Annotated in this window: 18 protein-coding genes; 13 read left to right on the top strand and 5 right to left on the bottom strand. The window is 67.6% G+C overall.

Annotation, left to right across the window (positions count from 1 at the left end):
- A partial coding sequence (locus PHX69_RS09345) for a methyl-accepting chemotaxis protein (RefSeq protein ID WP_288043457.1) occupies nucleotides 1–1354 on the top strand: 1354 nt, incomplete at its 5' end.
- A gap of 160 nt (nucleotides 1355–1514) precedes the next feature.
- Nucleotides 1515–2117: a TIGR00645 family protein gene (locus PHX69_RS09340; protein WP_119011986.1), complete on the top strand. Its 603-nt coding sequence runs from the start codon at nucleotides 1515–1517 to the stop codon at nucleotides 2115–2117.
- A gap of 30 nt (nucleotides 2118–2147) precedes the next feature.
- On the opposite strand, the gene recJ is transcribed toward PHX69_RS09340, so the two are convergent.
- From recJ to PHX69_RS09315, 5 genes are read right to left on the bottom strand one after another with little or no spacing between them, the layout of a single operon-like run.
- On the bottom strand, nucleotides 2148–3938 hold the full coding sequence (gene recJ, locus PHX69_RS09335) for a single-stranded-DNA-specific exonuclease RecJ (protein ID WP_288043455.1): 1791 nt from the start codon (nucleotides 3936–3938) through the stop codon (nucleotides 2148–2150).
- Entirely contained in the window at nucleotides 3935–4939 is a 1005-nt protein-coding gene (locus PHX69_RS09330) for a phosphoglycerate mutase (protein WP_288043453.1), read from the bottom strand. Before PHX69_RS09330 ends, recJ begins: the two co-directional genes overlap by 4 nt.
- Nucleotides 4940–4962: 23 nt before the next feature.
- Nucleotides 4963–6636 carry a SulP family inorganic anion transporter gene (locus tag PHX69_RS09325; RefSeq protein ID WP_288043451.1) on the bottom strand — a complete coding sequence of 558 codons (1674 nt, stop codon included), beginning with the start codon at nucleotides 6634–6636 and terminating at the stop codon, nucleotides 4963–4965.
- Between the two features lie 48 nt (nucleotides 6637–6684).
- The gene (locus PHX69_RS09320; RefSeq protein WP_288043450.1) at nucleotides 6685–8001 is read right to left on the bottom strand and encodes a sulfatase family protein; all 1317 of its coding nucleotides are present in this window, start codon (nucleotides 7999–8001) and stop codon (nucleotides 6685–6687) included.
- A gap of 11 nt (nucleotides 8002–8012) precedes the next feature.
- Complete coding sequence (locus PHX69_RS09315) at nucleotides 8013–8993, bottom strand: Bug family tripartite tricarboxylate transporter substrate binding protein (protein WP_119011982.1); 981 nt, start codon at nucleotides 8991–8993, stop codon at nucleotides 8013–8015.
- Nucleotides 8994–9076: 83 nt separating this feature from the next.
- Here PHX69_RS09315 and PHX69_RS09310 point away from each other — a divergent pair, with 83 nt between their 5' ends.
- The 11 genes from PHX69_RS09310 to PHX69_RS09260 all read left to right on the top strand — a co-directional run.
- Entirely contained in the window at nucleotides 9077–9631 is a 555-nt protein-coding gene (locus PHX69_RS09310; protein WP_288043449.1) for a MarR family winged helix-turn-helix transcriptional regulator, read from the top strand.
- Nucleotides 9632–9720: 89 nt separating this feature from the next.
- Complete coding sequence (locus tag PHX69_RS09305) at nucleotides 9721–10383, top strand: cupin domain-containing protein (protein ID WP_288043448.1); 663 nt, start codon at nucleotides 9721–9723, stop codon at nucleotides 10381–10383.
- A gap of 94 nt (nucleotides 10384–10477) precedes the next feature.
- Nucleotides 10478–10708 carry a DUF4160 domain-containing protein gene (locus tag PHX69_RS09300; RefSeq protein ID WP_119011979.1) on the top strand — a complete coding sequence of 77 codons (231 nt, stop codon included), beginning with the start codon at nucleotides 10478–10480 and terminating at the stop codon, nucleotides 10706–10708.
- Nucleotides 10696–11151 (top strand): DUF2442 domain-containing protein, encoded by a 456-nt coding sequence (locus PHX69_RS09295; RefSeq protein ID WP_119011978.1) that lies wholly within the window; start codon nucleotides 10696–10698, stop codon nucleotides 11149–11151. Before PHX69_RS09300 ends, PHX69_RS09295 begins: the two co-directional genes overlap by 13 nt.
- Nucleotides 11152–11190: 39 nt before the next feature.
- On the top strand, nucleotides 11191–12444 hold the full coding sequence (locus PHX69_RS09290) for a lipoprotein-releasing ABC transporter permease subunit (protein ID WP_119011977.1): 1254 nt from the start codon (nucleotides 11191–11193) through the stop codon (nucleotides 12442–12444).
- Nucleotides 12445–12490: 46 nt separating this feature from the next.
- The gene (gene lolD, locus PHX69_RS09285) at nucleotides 12491–13192 is read left to right on the top strand and encodes a lipoprotein-releasing ABC transporter ATP-binding protein LolD (RefSeq protein ID WP_288043446.1); all 702 of its coding nucleotides are present in this window, start codon (nucleotides 12491–12493) and stop codon (nucleotides 13190–13192) included.
- A gap of 2 nt (nucleotides 13193–13194) precedes the next feature.
- Nucleotides 13195–13527 (top strand): DMT family transporter, encoded by a 333-nt coding sequence (locus PHX69_RS09280; RefSeq protein ID WP_119011975.1) that lies wholly within the window; start codon nucleotides 13195–13197, stop codon nucleotides 13525–13527.
- Nucleotides 13528–13550: 23 nt separating this feature from the next.
- Entirely contained in the window at nucleotides 13551–13898 is a 348-nt protein-coding gene (locus tag PHX69_RS09275; RefSeq protein ID WP_288043445.1) for a thioredoxin family protein, read from the top strand.
- A gap of 160 nt (nucleotides 13899–14058) precedes the next feature.
- The gene (locus tag PHX69_RS09270) at nucleotides 14059–14883 is read left to right on the top strand and encodes a TatD family hydrolase (protein WP_288043443.1); all 825 of its coding nucleotides are present in this window, start codon (nucleotides 14059–14061) and stop codon (nucleotides 14881–14883) included.
- A 150-nt stretch (nucleotides 14884–15033) separates the two neighbouring features.
- Nucleotides 15034–15621 carry a DNA-deoxyinosine glycosylase gene (locus PHX69_RS09265; protein WP_119011973.1) on the top strand — a complete coding sequence of 196 codons (588 nt, stop codon included), beginning with the start codon at nucleotides 15034–15036 and terminating at the stop codon, nucleotides 15619–15621.
- 10 nt (nucleotides 15622–15631) lie between these two features.
- A partial coding sequence (locus PHX69_RS09260) for a class I SAM-dependent methyltransferase (RefSeq protein WP_288043442.1) occupies nucleotides 15632–16181 on the top strand: 550 nt, incomplete at its 3' end.

Genomic DNA, 16181 nt, shown 5'->3' with positions numbered 1-16181 from the left:
CTACGCTGCCACCTTCGCTTTCACACAAAACGAATTCACTCCCGCCGCTGCTGGCTTGCTGGACGCTTTGGTGGCTTTTGTCAAAGTGCAGGAAGCACAGCGCGATGCGGCCATCGCCGTCGCCCATGAAGCGCGCCGCAATGCCGTGGTGGTGGGTGTGGTCAGTGCTGTAGCGGTGTTGCTGGTAGCTATCTTGATGGCCATGGCGCTGGTGCGATCCATCATGCAGCCGTTGAACCGTGCCGTTGATGCGGCCAAAGCCATCAGCGCTGGCGACCTCACCCAAACCCTGGAAGTGGGGCGCAAAGACGAGTTTGGCGATCTGCTCAAAGCCTTTGACCAGATGTCGCAGCGCCTGCGCGCCCTGGTGTCGGAAGTGCGCACGGGGGTTGAATCCGTCTCGTCTGCCTCCAGCCAGATTGCCACCGGCAACCAAGACTTGTCGGCGCGCACCGAGCAAACGGCGGCCAACCTCGAAGAAACCGCTGCCAGCATGGAAGAACTTACCGCCACCGTTACCCAGGCCGCCGAGACGGCGCGCCAGGCCAACCAGCTCGCTGGCACGGCAGCGCAGGCCGCCGAGCGCGGTGGCGAAGTGGTGGGGCAGGTGGTGGCCAGCATGCAGCAGATCACCGACAGCTCGCGCAAGATTGCCGACATCATCGGCGTGATTGACGGCATCGCTTTCCAGACCAACATCCTGGCGCTCAACGCCGCCGTAGAGGCGGCCCGCGCCGGTGAACAAGGCCGGGGCTTTGCCGTGGTGGCTTCCGAAGTGCGCAGCCTGGCCGGGCGCAGCGCGGATGCGGCCAAAGAGATCAAGGCGCTGATTGGCGCCTCGGTGCAGAACGTCGAGTCGGGCTCCCAGCAGGTGGCGCAGGCCGGACAAAGCATGCAGGAAATCGTCAGCGGCGTGCGCCGCGTCAGCGACCTGATCGGTGAGATCACGGCCTCGTCCACCGAGCAGCGCGATGGCATTTCCCAAGTCAACCAGGCCGTGACCAATCTGGACCAGATGACGCAGCAAAACGCCGCGCTGGTCGAGCAGTCTGCCGCCGCCGCCAGCGCCATGCATTCCCAGGCGCAGCGCCTGGCCGAGGTGGTGGGGCAGTTCAACGTGGGTGGTGCCAGCGCTGGTATGGTGGCCCGCTCTGTGAGCGCGTCGCCAGCCCGCCCGGCGTACAAGAGTGCCGCAGTGCCAGCACCCGCGCCCAAGGCGGGCGTGGCCAAGGCCGTGGCTGCACCCCGGCGTGCGCCGCCCGCCCCGGGTGCCAGCGCCCCCAGCACGGCGCCCCGCATTGCCCCCGCACCGCGCAGCACCCCAGGCAATGAGGACGATTGGGAAAGTTTTTGAGTCTTGATTTTTTGCTATTGATTTAATAGCTTTGGCCGCTTGCACCGCGAGGTTCAGGCGGCTTTTTAATGTAAAAAATACCTGGCGTGGGTGCCACCGCAGCGCCGGGCGCCCTTTTAAAATCAGCGCCCCGCGTTTTTTCTCTCACCACAGGCATCCCATGCTCTCATCGCCCCCCGGCGGCTCTCCGCTGCGCCCTTTGCCCTCCCTGATTTTTGCCAGCCGCTGGCTGCAACTGCCCTTGTATCTGGGGCTGATCGTGGCCCAGGGGGTGTACGTGTTCCACTTCTGGGTGGAACTGGTGCATTTGCTCGAAGCCGTGTTTGGCAACAGCGATGCCTTGCAGGCGTTGATCAGCGGCATTGGCTACAAAACCGATGTACAAATCACCAAAATCAACGAAACCATCATCATGCTGGTGGTGCTGGGGCTGATTGACGTGGTGATGATCTCCAACCTGCTCATCATGGTGATTGTGGGCGGCTACGAAACCTTTGTCAGCCGCATGAACCTGGAGAGCCACCCCGACCAGCCCGAGTGGCTCAACCACGTGAACGCTTCGGTGCTCAAGGTCAAGCTGTCCACGGCCATCATCGGCATCAGCTCGATCCACCTGCTCAAAACCTTCATCAACGCGGCCAACTACGATCTGAAGGTGTTGATGTGGCAAACCATCATCCACATCGCCTTCCTGCTCAGCGCGCTGGCCATTGCCCTGACCGACCGGCTGATGAGCCACAACGCAGCGTCCGCCGACCACTGAGGCGCTGCAATCCGCAGGCGCGCACACGCCTTACAGCTGCGCGCCTTCGATCAGAAACTGCACCTTGCGCTCGCCGCGCCACTCGTTCACATCGAGGCGAAAGGCCAACACGGCGCGTGCTGGCAGCGGCTCGGTGCGACCAAACCAGATGCCATCGACCGGCGTGCCCCGGTGCAGCAGCTTGAGCGACAGGTGGCTGCCGTCTTTGCCGACTAGGCGCTGGCTCAGTACCTCCACCTCCTCGCTGAAGGTGGGCGCGGCAAAACCCTGGCCCCAGACCTCGCGGCCCAGCGTATCGACCAGATCGGCGCGGCGGTACTCGGGCGCCAGCGGCCCGTCGGTTTCAAGTGTGCGCGTGAGCGTGGCCGCATCCAGCCACTCTTGCGCGATCTGGGCCAGCGCCAGGCGGAAGGTGTCGAAGTGATCGCGTGCAATGGTGCAGCCCGCCGCCATGGCGTGGCCGCCAAAGCGCAGCAGCACGCCGGGGTGGCGCTTGGCCACCAAATCCAGCGCATCGCGCAAATGAAACCCGGGGATGGAGCGGCCCGAACCTTTCAATTCATGGCCCTTGCCCGGCGCGGCGCTGGCGGCAAACACAAACGTGGGCCGGTGCAGCTGGTCTTTGAGGCGCGAGGCCACGATGCCGACCACGCCTTCGTGGAAGTCGGGGTCGAACACGCTCACGGCTGGCGGTGAATCGCTGGCCGCTGTGCCGGGTGCAGGCACCGTTGGGCCACCCTCTGCGGTGGCGGTAGGCGCGCCCGGCGGCGGGTTGGCCTGGCGGCGCAGCATGGCTTCGACCATGGCAAAGGCTTGCTCGCGCATGCCGCCTTCAATCTCGCGGCGCTCGCGGTTGATGGCATCGAGCTGGTGCGCCAGTGCGTCGGCGTGGCTGGCGTCGTCGGTCAGCAGGCATTCGATGCCCAGCGCCATGTCGGCCAGGCGCCCTGCGGCGTTGATGCGCGGGCCCAGGGCAAAGCCGAAGTCCTGGCTGGTGGCGCTGCGCGCGTCGCGTCCGGCGGCGCGGAACAGCGCCGCCACGCCCACTGGCATCTGCCCCGCACGGATGCGCTTGAGGCCCTGCGCCACCAGGCGGCGGTTGTTGGCATCCAGCCGCACCACGTCGGCCACCGTGCCCAGGGCCACCAGCGGCAGCAACGCATCGAGTTTGGGCTGGCTGGCAGCGTCAAAAGCGCCGCGCTGGCGCAGCTGCGCTCGCAGGGCCAGCAGCACGTAAAACATGACGCCCACACCGGCCAGGCTTTTGCTGGCAAAGGTGCAGCCGGGCTGGTTGGGGTTGACGATGGCATCGGCTTGCGGCACAGCGTGGGAGGGCAGGTGGTGGTCGGTGATGAGCACCTGCATGCCCAGGGCATGGGCTGCGTCCACGCCTTCGGGGCTGCCGATGCCGTTGTCCACGGTGATGAGCACATCGGCGCCGCGTTCTTTCACGCGCTGGGCAATCGGCGCCGTCAGGCCATAGCCATCGACCACGCGGTCGGGCACCAGGTAGTCGAGGTGGCGCGCGCCCAGCAGGCGCAGGCCGCGCACGGCCACGGCGCAGGCGGTGGCACCGTCGCAGTCGTAGTCGGCCACGATGCACAGCTTTTTGTCTTGCGCGATGGCGTCGGCCAGCAGCACGGCGGCTTGCTGTGCGCCCAGCAGCTGCGCGGGCGGCAGCAGGCGCGCCAGGGCGTCGTCCAACTCGTCGGGGGCCATGACGCCGCGCGCCGCGTACAGGCGCGCCAGCAGCGGGTGAACGCCCGCTTGCTCCAGCGCCCAGGCGGCGCGGGGGGGGATGTCGCGTACTATGATTTTCATAGCTGCTCGCGCACGTCAGCAAAGCGCTGGGGCCGGAAAATGCTTGAAATTTTGTGCCGCAGGCTGCGTCCGCCGCTGTGCCAGGTGATGGCGCTGCGCTGGCCGCACAGCGTCAGCTGCACCGGGGTGCCGCGCGCCATGTGGGCGTGCAGCCGGGCCAGCGGGCCCGCATCCAGCGCGGCCCAGGCGCTGGCCCAGGCGGCCCAGTCCTGGCGCAAGGCGGGCGCGCGCAGGGCGTCTTCTACCTGCACAGGGACGCCCGAGGGCGCAGTGGCATGGAGCCGCCCCGCGCCATGCACCCAGAAGGCGTTGACCGGCAGCAGGCCCTGCGCGCTGCGCGCGTCGTTGAAGGGGTGGGTGTAGAGCAGCATTTGCAGCTCGCTGTGCAGGCGCTGCCAGGTTTGCGCGGCCTGCACCTGCGGGCTGTGCTGGCCGCTGGTTTGCGCCTGGTGTTGCAGCCAGCCTCGCACATCGTGGCCCTGGGCCCGCTCCAGCGACGGCGTGACCAGGTGCGCCAGCGCATCGCCCCGTGCCAGCCAGCGCGTGGGCTGCTCGTACACCAGGGTGATGCCATCGCTTTGCAGCCAGGGGGCCACGATGGCCAGCAGGGCGCGCGAGGCGGCTTCGTCCAGCGCCAATGCGTGCGGGTCAATCAGCGTGATGTGGTCGGTGCCCACCTGCCAGTGGCAGGGAGTGACAAAGGCCCAGGCGCTCGTGTCTGCGGTCTGCGCGGGTGGGTGCTCTGGCGGCGGCCCCTGCCGCTGCACCTGCCAGGCCGCCCAGGGCGTGTGTGCGCCATCACCGGGCAGGCCCAGGGCGCGGGCCAGTGCGCGTTCGTGCGGCATGGCGGGATGGTCTTCGTCGCCGCTGTCGCTGCCTTGGCGTTGCAGCTGGCGCAGCAGCCCGTCGAGGTGGGGCAGGGCCAGGGTTTGCAGCGTGTGCTGGCAGCCGGGGTGGTGGCTGGCGGCGTAGGGAACCAGCAGGTGGAGCGTGTCGGACATGGGGCGCTATTGTCCCGGATGGCCTAGATCGCTGCCCCCGCAATGTCGTGTGGCCCCTCGTCCAGCCGGGCCAGCGCGGCCAGCAGCTCGGCATCGGTGCGGTACAGGCGCAGCCAGTCGCCCGGGGGCAGGGCGCCTGCGCGGCGCAGGGGCGCCTCCACCGGCAGCTTGAGGCCGCTGATGTGCAGGGTGATGCCTTGCAAATGCAGCTGGGCGCACAGCTTGGCCATCACCTCGATCCCCGTGGCGTCGATGCGGTTGATGGGCTGGGCCAGCAGGCACACATGCTGCGTGCCCGGGTGTGTGGCCAGGTGTTCTACGATGGTGCGTTCAAAGCTGCTGGCGGCGGCAAAGTCCAGCGCGGCATCCATGCGCAGCGCGTACAGCCGCGGCGCCAGCGGCGGCAGCTGCCACAGGTGGCGGTCGCGCAGGCTGCCGTCGGAGTGCTGGCCCACTTCGATGATGCGCGGGTGCAGGCGCTGGTACAAAAAATGGCTCAGCGCCAGCAAAATGCCCGTCAGCACGCCCCAGTACAGGCGCGGCGCTGCCACCAGCGTGACGATAAAAGTGGTGCCCGCAATGGCCGCTTCCACCCGCGAGATGTGCCACAGCCGCACAAACTCGCGCGGCTTGAGCAGCCCGATCACGGCCACCAGCACAATTGCCGCCAGCACCGCGTGAGGCACTTGTTGCAGCACCGGCATGAACAGCAGCAGCGCCAGCAGCACCACCACCACCGAGACCACCGTGGCCCAGCCGGTCTGCGCCCCCGCGTACAAATTCAGCGCCGAGCGGGAAAACGACGAGCTGGTCGGAAACGTCCCGCTGAACGCCGCAGCCAGCTTGCCCAGGCCCTGGCCGATCAGGTCTTGGTTCTGGTTCCAGGGCTTGCCCGCGCGCTCGCTGTCCACTTTGGCGCTGGAGGCTGTTTCCAGAAAACTCACCAGCGTGATCACCAGCGTGGGCAGCACCAGCTGGCCCAGCGCCTCCCAGCCCGGCCAGTGCGGCAGAAACAGCCCGGGCAGCCCGTGCGGCAGCACCCCCACCACTTTGCCGCCCAGCGCTTCAAAGCCCATCGCCACCGACACCGCTGCGCTCAGCAGCACGATCACCAACACCGAGGGAAACGCAGGCCGCCAGCGGCGCACCAGCACCAGCAAGGCCAGACTGACCAGACCGAAGCCCATGGCGTACACGTCGGGCCAGCCGCCCTCCCACACGCGCAGCCCTGCCGACAGCCCCAGCAGCGCGGGCAGTTGCGAGGCCACGATCAACACCGCCGCCGCCTGGGTAAACGCCATCAGCACCGGGGCACTGACCAGGTTGAGAAGCCAGCCAAAGCGCAGCAGCCCCAGCGCCGTTTGCAGCAGGCCGCTGAGCAGCGCCAGCCACACCGCCAGATTCACCCATTCCGCCCCGCCCGGCACCGCCAGGCCGTTGAGCGAGGCGCTGATCAGCAGGCAGCTCAGCGCCGTTGGCCCCACCGACAGCCGCGTGGAGGCGCTGAACAGCACCGCGATCAGCGCGGGCAGCATGGAGGCGTAAATGCCTGTCTCCAGCGGCATGCCCGCCAGTGCGGCGTAGGCCACGCCCTGGGGCAAGACCATCAGGCCCACGGTCAGGCCCGCCAGCGCTTCGCTGCGCAGCAGCGCCGCATCGGGCCGGGGCCAGTGCAAAAAAGGAAGCAGATGTTTCATGGCGCCGAGACTGTAGCCGCGCGCGCCCGCAGGGGCACGCAGAGGGCTTTAGCGCTGGGGCATGTCTTTGACCGAATAGCCCAGCGACACGGTCGCATCTTCGGGGATGGCGGGCATGGTGGCGTTCCAGGCCTCCCAGGCGGCGCGCAGCTCGGCCAGGCGCGCGGGCTGGCGGCCACCCACGTTGGCGCGCTCGCGCTCGTCGGCAGGAATGTTGAACAGGTAATCGTGGCCATCCACGCGCAGGTATTTCCAGTCGCCATCGCGCAGCGCCCGCTGGCCCCGGTGGTTCATGCGGAAATGCACGGGCCGGGCAAACTCCTGCCCCGGCGCACGCAGCACCGGCAGCAGCGATACGCCGTCCAGCGGGTAGTCCGGGTGGGCGGCCACGCCAGCGGCGTCCAGCAGCGTGGCCGTCCAGTCCATGGTCAGGCACTGCTGGGTGCTTTCGCGGCCCGGGGCAATCACGGCGGGCCAGTGGGCAATCCAGGGCACGCGGATGCCGCCCTCGGTCAAGTCCATCTTGCCGCCCACCAGGGGCCAGTTGTCCGAGAAGCGTTCGCCGCCGTTGTCGCTGGTAAAGACGATCAGCGTGTTGTCCAGCTGGCCGTTGGCGCGCAGGGCTTCGACCAACCAGCCTATGCCCTCGTCCATGTGGTGGATCATGCGGCGGTACTGGTGGATGTTGCCGCCATGCAGGTGGAAGAGGTTGGATTTGACCTCTTCCGACAGCGCCTGGTCGTCGCGCGTCTCCCAGGGCCAGTGGGGGGCGGTGTAGTGCAGGCTCAGCAGAAAGGGTGCGTCTTGCGTGGCCATGCGGTTGACGTAGTCCACCGCGCGTTGCGAGAGCAGGTCGGTCAGGTAGCCCTCTTCGGTGTGGCTTTGCTCGCCCAGGTACAGGTCGTGGTGGCCAGCGCTGCTGTGGTGGCTGAAGTAATCCACACCGCCCGACATGGGGCCAAAAAATTCCTCGTACCCCGATTGCAGCGGGCCGAAGGCGGGCGGGTAGCCCAGGTGCCATTTGCCGATCAACGCAGTGCGGTAGCCCGCACCCTGGAGCAACGAGGGCAGGGTGGGGTGCTCGGGCGGCAGGCCCAGCGTGGTGCTGCCCTTGCTGCGGCTGTTGATGGGTTCTTCCGCTGCGCCGCGCAGCCGGTACTGGTAGCGCCCGGTGATCATGGCAAAGCGGGTGGGCGAGCACACCGGTGAGTTCGCATAGCCCTGCGTGAGCTTGAGCCCATGGGCGGCCAGGCGGTCGAGCACCGGCGATACCGGGCCAAAGGCGGCATCGCGCCCGCCGTAGCAGCCCAGGTCGGCAAAGCCCAGGTCATCGGCCACGATGAAGATCAGGTTGGGTTTTTGCATGGTGGGCACTTTCAATCCACTTTCATATTGGTGGCCTTGGCGATGCGGCCATATTGGGCCGACAAATCCGCCAGGCGCTTGCTGGCTGCAGCGCCCACCGCGCCATCGACCTGCAAGTCCAGCGTGGTCAGGCGGGCCTGGATGTCGGGGCGGCGCAGGGCGTCGAGCATGCCGCGCTGCAAGATTTGCATCACCGGCTCGGGCGTGGCGGCGGGCACCATGGCCATGTACAGAATCTCCTGCACCAGCTGCGGGTAGCCAGCTTCAATGACGGTGGGCACATCGGGCGCCACCTTGGAGCGCTGGCGGCTGGTCACGGCCAGCGCAGTGATCTTGCCGACCTTGATGTGTTGCAGCATGGTGGGCGCCGCCAGTATCCCGCCATCGACCTCACCGGCCAGCACGGCGGTGGAGGCGGGCGTGTTGCCCTTGTAGGGGATGTGCTGGATTTTCATGCCCGTGGCGTCACCCAGTATCTCGGCGGCCAGGTGGCCGGGGCTGCCGCTGCCTGCCGAGCTGAAATTGACGCCCTTCGCTTTGCCCGCAGCCACCATATCCGACAGGCTTTTGAATCCGGTAGAGGGGTGCGCCACCACCATCATCCCCGAGCTGGCCAGCACCATCAGCGGCTTGAGGTCGCCCGGCTTGAAGGGCATGGTGGGGTAGATGTGCGGGTTGATGGTGAAGGTGGTGTCGATACCAAACATCACCGTGTAGCCATCGGCGGGGCTTTTGGCCACCATGTCGGCGCCAATGTTGCCGGCTGCGCCGGGCTTGTTTTCAGTGATGAAGGGCTGCTTGAGCTGCGTTTGCAGGGCATCGCCCAGCGAGCGGGCCAGCACATCGGCGGGGCCGCCCGGCGCCCAGGCGTTGATGAACCTTACCGGCTTGTTCGGGTAGTCGGTGCTTTGGGCGTGCAGCGTGGTGTGGGCCAGGGCGCAGGCGCTCAGGGCCAGCAAGGCCAGGCGGCGGGTGGGCAAAAGGGGGCGCATCGGGTTTGTCTCGCTCGAAAAAGTGAAGAAGCGGGGGCGACTGTAGGATGCGGGTTCATGATTGTTCTAATCAATCCATCCCCATGAAAACCCTCAACCCGCAGGGCATAGACGACATGCTGCTGTACCGCCTGGGCCGGGTGCTGGGCACGGCAGGCAGCCTGATCACGCGCATCTGCGAAGGCGAATTCGGCATCACCCGGCGCGAGTGGCGCGTGCTGGCCAACCTGGCCAAGAGTGATGGCCTGCTGTCGTCTGAACTGGCCGAGGTGGCCCAGCTCGACCGGGCACGCACTTCGCGCGCCGTGACAGCGCTGGTGGCCAAGCAGCTGGTGGTGCGCGTGCCCCGCCCGCACGACCGCCGCCAAGTGGCTTTGCGCCTGAGCGAGGCGGGCCGCGCGCTCTACCAGGCCGTGTTGCCGCGCGCCACGGCCATCCACCGCGAACTGGTGGCCCCGCTCAGCCCCGAGCAAGCCGCCCAGCTCGATGCCCTGCTGGCCCTGCTGCAACACCAGGCCGACACCATGCAGCGCGATGCCGATTTGCCCAAGGCCGACCGGCGCCGGGGCGGACGCAAGGTGGGGCACGATTACCGGCGTGGCACGCCAGCTGGCTCCGCTGGCGAAGAGGGCGGCTGAAGCCCCGCCACGGGGCTGGGCCGTACGGCTGGCCCCACCCCGGCCCCAGTCCCCATCCGGAAAAGCCACCCGGGCTACCATCCTGCGCCATGCAGTTGAACACCGATTTTTCGCAGCGCTGCGTGGTCAACACCCACGCGCTGCCCTGGCAAGCCTCCCCCTCGCCCTTGGTGGAGCGCCGACTGATAGAGCGCGACGGCGGCGAACAGGCCCGCGCCACCTCCATCGTGCGCTACGCCCCCGGTGCAGCGTTTCCGGCGCACCGACATGACCTGGGCGAAGAAATCCTGGTGCTGGAGGGCCTGTTCACAGACGAAACCGGCGACTACGGCCCCGGTACCTACCTGCGCAACCCGCCGGGATCGGCCCATGCGCCCTCATCGCAGCCGGGCTGCACTTTGTTTGTGAAGCTGCGCCATTTGTCGCCCGGCGATGGGCAGCAGCTGGCCATTGACACCCGCAGCAGCACCGACTGGCGCCCCGGCCTGGTGCCCGGCCTGCGCGTCTTGCCCTTGGCCGGTTACGGCAGCGAGCACACCGCCCTGGTGGATTGGGCGCCAGGCACCCGCTTCAGCCCCCACCGCCACGCTGGCGGCGAAGAAATCCTGGTGCTCGAAGGCGTGTTCTCGGACGAGCACGGCGACTACCCCGCCGGCACCTGGCTGCGCAGCCCCGATGGCAGCGCGCACCAACCCTACAGCGAAACCGGCTGTCTGATCTGGGTGAAGACGGGGCATTTGCCGAGCAGATGACCCTTCTGGGCTGCTGCTGTGTGGCACCTAGTCCGCCCATCGAGCCAGCGCAGTCAGTACTGATATATAGAAATAATTTCTATACAATTCAAGCATGACCACCAAACAGCGCTTTCGCGGCAACAAATACCGGCTGGAAGTGCGCGAACGCGACCATGGCCCGGCGCATTGCCACCTGGTGGGCGGCGAGGTGGACGTCATCATTTACCTGGCAGACCTGCACACCGATGGCACTTGGCCGCGCGGGCTGCGCGCCGAGGTCATGGCGTGGGTGCAGGCCCATCTGACCGATTTGTGGAAGGAGTGGCACCAATGGCACGCATGAAACGCGCCCGCCTGGCGGGCATTGAGGTATTGAACAGTTTCAGGATGCGCCTGGATTTTGTCGGTGGCGAGGTCTATACGCTGGACTTTCAGCCGCTGCTGGACGAATCGCCCGGCCTGGCACGGCTGCGCGACCCGGTGGCGTTTGCTGGCGCCACCTTGGTTGATGGCGAGGGCTGGACGGTCGAATGGCCTGCGCTGGACATCCAAATCGGCGCCGACACCCTCTGGCTTGATGCGCAGGCACAGAACGCACCCGACGAGAACACGCGCATCTTTGCCCAATGGCGCGCGCGCCATGGCCTGAGCCTGTCGCAAGCCGCACAAGCGCTGGGCATGACGTCGCGCACCATCAGCGCTTATGGCACTGGCGCCCGCCCCGTGCCGCGCTACATCGCGCTGGCCTGCAAAGGCTGGGAGGCCGAGCACCGCCGCACGGCCTGAGCGGCTCCAGCCCCAGCCCGGTGCCACAATCGCGCTTCCATGCAAATCCCCTACGAACTCGCCCTGGGCTGGCGCTACACGCGCGCTGGGCGCGCCACGCGGCGCAACGGCTTTATCTCTTTTATCTCGGGCGTCTCCATGCTGGGCATTGCCCTGGGTGTGGCGGCGCTGATCATCGTGCTCTCGGTGATGAATGGTTTTCAGAAAGAAGTGCGCGACCGCATGCTCAGTGTGGTCTCGCACATCGAGATTTTTGCCCCCGGCGGCGCGGCGCTGCCCGACATGGCGCGCACCCTGGCCGAGGCCCGCCAGCAGCCGCAGGTGGTGGGCGCTGCGCCCTTCGTGGCCGCGCAGGCCCTGCTGGCGCGCGGCGAGGACATGAAGGGCGCGCTGGTGCGCGGCATCGATCCCGACCACGAGGCCGAAGTGACCGATCTGGCCGCCGCCAACCCCGCTGTGCTGGCGCAGCTGGTGCCGGGCGCCTTTCGCGTGGTGCTGGGCGCCGAGCTGGCCCGCTCGCTGGGCGTGCGCGTGGGCGATGTGGTCACGCTGATTGCCCCCGCTGGCCAGGTCACGCCCGCCGGTGTGGTGCCGCGTCTCAAGCAGATGACGGTGGCGGGCACCTTTGATTCGGGCCACTACGAGTACGACTCCGCACTGGTCATGCTGCACCACGAGGACGCGCAGCGCATCTTCCGCCTCGAAGGGCCGACCGGTATCCGCCTCAAGCTGGCGGACTTGCACCAGGCGCGCAGCGTGGCCATGGCGCTGGCGGGCAGCCTGAGCGGCGACCTGCTGATCCGCGACTGGTCGCAGCAAAACCGCACCTGGTTTGCTGCCGTGCAACTCGAAAAACGCATGATGTTCATCATCCTGACGCTGATCGTGGCCGTGGCAGCCTTCAACCTGGTCAGCACCCTGGTGATGACGGTGCAGGACAAGCGCGCCGACATCGCCATCTTGCGCACTTTGGGCGCCAGCCCGCAAAGCATTCTGGGCGTTTTTGTGGTGCAGGGCGCCATGGTGGGCGTGATCGGCACGCTGGCCGGGCTGCTGCTGGGCCTGGGCGTGGCGCTGAACATCGACGTGATCGTGCCCGCCATCGAGCGGCTGCTCAACGCCAGCTTTTTGCCCAAAGACATCTACCTCATCAGCAAAATGCCCAGCGACCCGCAGCCGTCGGACATCGTGCCCATTGGCGTGATCTCGCTGGTGCTGTCGTTTGTGGCCACGCTGTACCCCAGCTGGCGCGCCAGCCGGGTCAACCCTGCCGAAGCACTGCGCTATGAATAAGATAGCTTCCAGCGCAATTCCCGTAAGCCTTGGAGGCCAAAAATACATGAAAAATGATGTGGTGCTGCAAGCCCAGGGCCTGACCAAGCGCTTTACCGAAGGGCGCCTGGATGTGACGGTACTGCACGGCATCGATTTGCAGGTGCATGCGGGCCAGACCCTGGCCATCGTGGGTGCCTCGGGCTCGGGCAAAAGCACGCTCTTGCACCTGCTGGGCGGGCTGGATGCGCCCACTTCGGGCATCGTGCGGCTGCATGGGCAGGTGCTGTCGGATTTGTCGCCCGCGCAGCAAGGGCGCCTGCGCAACCAGCATTTGGGTTTTGTCTACCAGTTCCACCACCTGCTGCCCGAGTTCAGCGCGCTGGACAACGTGGCCATGCCGCTGCGCATCCGCCGCCTGCCGTATGCCCAGTGCAAGCAGCAGGCGGCGCAGATGCTGGCCCATGTCGGCCTGGAGGGGCGCGCCCAGCACCGCCCGGCAGAGCTCTCGGGCGGCGAGCGCCAGCGCGTGGCCATTGCCCGCGCGCTGGTCACCCAACCGGCCTGCGTGCTGGCCGACGAGCCCACCGGCAACCTCGACCGCAGCACCGCCGAGGGCGTGTTCCAGCACATGCTGGCGCTGGCGCGCGGGCAGGGCACCGCCTTTGTGATGGTGACGCATGACGAATCCCTGGCCGCGCGCTGCGACCGGGTGGTGCGCATCGTGGCCGGGCGTCTGGAGGCCGACGGGGCGATGGGAGGGCACTGACCATGCAGGCTTACATGGCCCTGGGCCTGGCCATCGTGGCCGAAGTGATTGCCACCTCAGCGCTCAAGGCCAGCGAGGGTTTTACGCGGCCCGGGCCATCCGCCATCGTGGTGCTGGGTTATGGCCTGGCGTTTTATTGCCTGTCGCTGACCCTGAAAACCGTGCCCGTGGGCGTAGCCTACGCTGTCTGGTCGGGCCTGGGCATCGTGCTGATCACCGTGGCGGGCTACGTGCTGTACCGCCAGCGCATAGATGCCGCAGCACTCATCGGCATGGCGCTGATCGTGGCCGGTGTGGCGGTGATCCAGCTCTTCTCCAAAACCACCACCCACTGAGCTGCCAGAGCGCCACCATGCCCATGGAGCTATTGACCACCGAGCCGCAGCTGCACGCACGCATCGCTGCGGGGCCACTGCTGGTGCTGTACGGCGGCGCGCACTGCGGCGTGTGCCAGGCCATCCGCCCGCGCCTGGAGGCGTTGGTAGCCCAGCACTTTGCCGCTGTGGCGCTGGCCTATGTCGATTGCGCGCAGGCACCGGCCTTGTGCGCCCAGCAGGGCGTGTTCAGCCTGCCGGTGCTGCGTTTTTATGTGCAGGGCCAGCTGGCGCTGGAGTGGGCGCGCAGCTTCAGCCTGCACGAGGTGGCCGCGCAGATGGAGCGGGTGCTGGCGTTGGCGGGTGACACCACGGCGCCAGCGCAGCTGTGAGCAGGACGGCGCACCTTGCCCCACCCGGCAGGCATGGCAGATTTTTCAGCCACTGAAAACATCAAAAATGAGAGCTGCTCGCGCAATCCAGACAAGCCCTGGAGCCGGAAAAGACCATCAATTAGCCAGCCCAGCCCCGGAACATGGCACCATCGCCCCCATGCCCGCCTGGATAGACACCCACTGCCACCTCGACGCCCCCGAGTTCGCGCCCGACGCCGATGCGGTGCGGGCAGCGGCGCGGGCGGCGGGCGTGCAGCACCTGGTGGTTCCGGCGGTGGAGCTGGCCCACGCCCCGGCGGTGCAGGCGCTGGCGCAGCGCCACGGCGACAGCTACGCGCTGGGCATCCATCCGCTCTACACCGGGCGCGCAGGCGATGGCGATGTGGCCGCGCTGGCGCAGGTGCTGGAGCGTGCGCGCCACGACCCGCACCTGGTGGCCGTGGGCGAAATCGGCCTGGATTACTTTGTTCAGGGGCTGGATGCGGCGCGCCAGGAGCAGTTTTACCGCGCGCAATTGCAGCTGGCACGGCGCTTCGATCTGCCCGTGATCCTGCACGTGCGCCGCAGTGCCGACCGCCTGCTCAAGGGGCTGCGCGAGGTGCCGGTGCAGGGCGGCATCGCCCACGCCTTCAACGGCAGCTGGCAGCAGGCGCAGGCGTTTATCGCACTGGGATTCAAGCTGGGCTTTGGCGGCGCACTCACCTACGAGCGTGCGCTGCAACTGCGCCGCCTGGCCACCGCGCTGCCGCTGGAGGCGCTGGTGCTGGAAACCGATGCGCCCGACATGCCGCCGCACTGGCTCTACCGCACCGCCGCCGAGCGCGCCGCTGGCCAGCCCCAGGGCCGCAATGCGCCCGCCGAGCTGCCGCGCATCGCGCAGGTGCTGGCCGACCTGCGCGGCCTGCCCCTGGACACGCTGGCCGCCCAGACCACGGCCAACGCGCTGCACGCATTGCCCCGGCTGCAAGGGCGCGTCGGTTGAGAGTCAAAATGGCCTCCAGCCCTTGATGTATCAGCGCAAGCAGCTATCAAATCAATACCGATGGGCGCCCAGTGGCCGACCCATAGAGCGCCCCCGCAGGCCCGCCGGGCAGGGCGCTGGCGCCGGGGCGGCAAAATCCACCCCCGCGATATGACCCATTCCCGCTCCCCTTTTGTCCAGCGCCTGGCGCCAGAGGCCGCCCCGGCCCATGCCGGGGTGTTGCCTGCGGCTGCGCCGCTGCCCCGGCTGGTGGGCCTGGCGCCCGTGGTGGGCCCCGACACCGTGGTGCTGGTGCTGGGCAGCTTTCCGGGCGTCGCCTCGCTGCGCGCGCAGCAGTACTACGCCCACCCGCAAAACCAGTTCTGGCGCCTGTTGCAGTCGCTGTGGCCGCAGCACACCCTGCCTGCGCGCGAGGACTACGGCGCGCGCTGCGACTGGCTGCTGGCGCGCGGCCTGGGCCTGTGGGACGTGTACCGCGCCTGTGAGCGCAGCGGCAGCCTGGATGCGCAGATCCGCCACGCCGAGGTCAACGACTTCAGTGGCCTGCGCCTGCGCTGCCCGCGCCTGGCCGCCATCGCCCACAATGGCGCAGAGAGCTTTCGGCATGCGCGCAGCACGGCCGCGCTGGGTGTGCCGGTGGTGAAACTGCCGTCCACCAGCCCGGCCAACGCCTCCTGGAGCTTTGAGCGCAAACGTGCAGCCTGGGCGCAGGCCCTGGCCGCTGATGGATTACTGTAAAGAAGACTGCATGGCCCGTACTGCCCCCAAAAAATCCCCCATCCTCCTGCCCGAAGTCACCGTCTCCGACGATGGCGATGTGCGCCACCTGCACTTGGGAACGCCCTGGATTCAGGGCTCCATGCGCGTCAAGGAGCCGTTCGAGATCGAGCTGGAATACGTCCAGCGCATGATGGCCTGGCTGCTGTTCATGGACGATGACAGCGTGGCCGAGCGCCACGCCATGCAGCTGGGCCTGGGTGCAGGCGCCATCACCAAGTTCTGCCACAAAAAGCTGCGCATGTGCGCCACCGCCATCGAGCTGAACCCGCAGGTGGTGTCGGTGTGCCGTGCCTGGTTCAAGCTGCCGCACGACGGCCCCATGCTGCGCGTGGTGCAGGCCGATGCCGGGCAGGAAATCCGCAGCCCCGAATGGACAGGCACCGTCGACGCTCTGGCCGTGGACTTGTACGACGACAACGCCGCCGCCCCGGTGCTCGACAGCGCCGACTTTTACGCCGACTGCCGCGCCCTGCTCACCGACGAGGGCTGCATGACCGTCAACCTGTTTGGCCGTGGCT

The organism is Simplicispira sp., from assembly GCF_028687295.1.
GTDB lineage: Bacteria > Pseudomonadota > Gammaproteobacteria > Burkholderiales > Burkholderiaceae_C > Simplicispira > Simplicispira metamorpha.
This window is presented reverse-complemented; position numbering and strand designations above follow the sequence as displayed.

What these genes read in the sequence shown, in the direction of transcription:
- PHX69_RS09320 (WP_288043450.1), bottom strand. Translation starts at nt 8,001, where the DNA reads ATGCAAAAACCCAACCTGATCTTCATCGTGGCCGATGACCTGGGCTTT.
- PHX69_RS09290 (WP_119011977.1), top strand. Translation starts at nt 11,191, where the DNA reads ATGCAAATCCCCTACGAACTCGCCCTGGGCTGGCGCTACACGCGCGCT.
- PHX69_RS09315 (WP_119011982.1), bottom strand. Translation starts at nt 8,993, where the DNA reads ATGCGCCCCCTTTTGCCCACCCGCCGCCTGGCCTTGCTGGCCCTGAGC.
- PHX69_RS09305 (WP_288043448.1), top strand. Translation starts at nt 9,721, where the DNA reads ATGCAGTTGAACACCGATTTTTCGCAGCGCTGCGTGGTCAACACCCAC.
- PHX69_RS09280 (WP_119011975.1), top strand. Translation starts at nt 13,195, where the DNA reads ATGCAGGCTTACATGGCCCTGGGCCTGGCCATCGTGGCCGAAGTGATT.
- PHX69_RS09310 (WP_288043449.1), top strand. Translation starts at nt 9,077, where the DNA reads ATGAAAACCCTCAACCCGCAGGGCATAGACGACATGCTGCTGTACCGC.
- PHX69_RS09340 (WP_119011986.1), top strand. Translation starts at nt 1,515, where the DNA reads ATGCTCTCATCGCCCCCCGGCGGCTCTCCGCTGCGCCCTTTGCCCTCC.
- PHX69_RS09325 (WP_288043451.1), bottom strand. Translation starts at nt 6,636, where the DNA reads ATGAAACATCTGCTTCCTTTTTTGCACTGGCCCCGGCCCGATGCGGCG.
- lolD (WP_288043446.1), top strand. Translation starts at nt 12,491, where the DNA reads ATGAAAAATGATGTGGTGCTGCAAGCCCAGGGCCTGACCAAGCGCTTT.
- PHX69_RS09295 (WP_119011978.1), top strand. Translation starts at nt 10,696, where the DNA reads ATGGCACGCATGAAACGCGCCCGCCTGGCGGGCATTGAGGTATTGAAC.
- PHX69_RS09265 (WP_119011973.1), top strand. Translation starts at nt 15,034, where the DNA reads ATGACCCATTCCCGCTCCCCTTTTGTCCAGCGCCTGGCGCCAGAGGCC.
- PHX69_RS09270 (WP_288043443.1), top strand. Translation starts at nt 14,059, where the DNA reads ATGCCCGCCTGGATAGACACCCACTGCCACCTCGACGCCCCCGAGTTC.
- PHX69_RS09330 (WP_288043453.1), bottom strand. Translation starts at nt 4,939, where the DNA reads ATGTCCGACACGCTCCACCTGCTGGTTCCCTACGCCGCCAGCCACCAC.
- recJ (WP_288043455.1), bottom strand. Translation starts at nt 3,938, where the DNA reads ATGAAAATCATAGTACGCGACATCCCCCCCCGCGCCGCCTGGGCGCTG.
- PHX69_RS09300 (WP_119011979.1), top strand. Translation starts at nt 10,478, where the DNA reads ATGACCACCAAACAGCGCTTTCGCGGCAACAAATACCGGCTGGAAGTG.
- PHX69_RS09275 (WP_288043445.1), top strand. Translation starts at nt 13,551, where the DNA reads ATGGAGCTATTGACCACCGAGCCGCAGCTGCACGCACGCATCGCTGCG.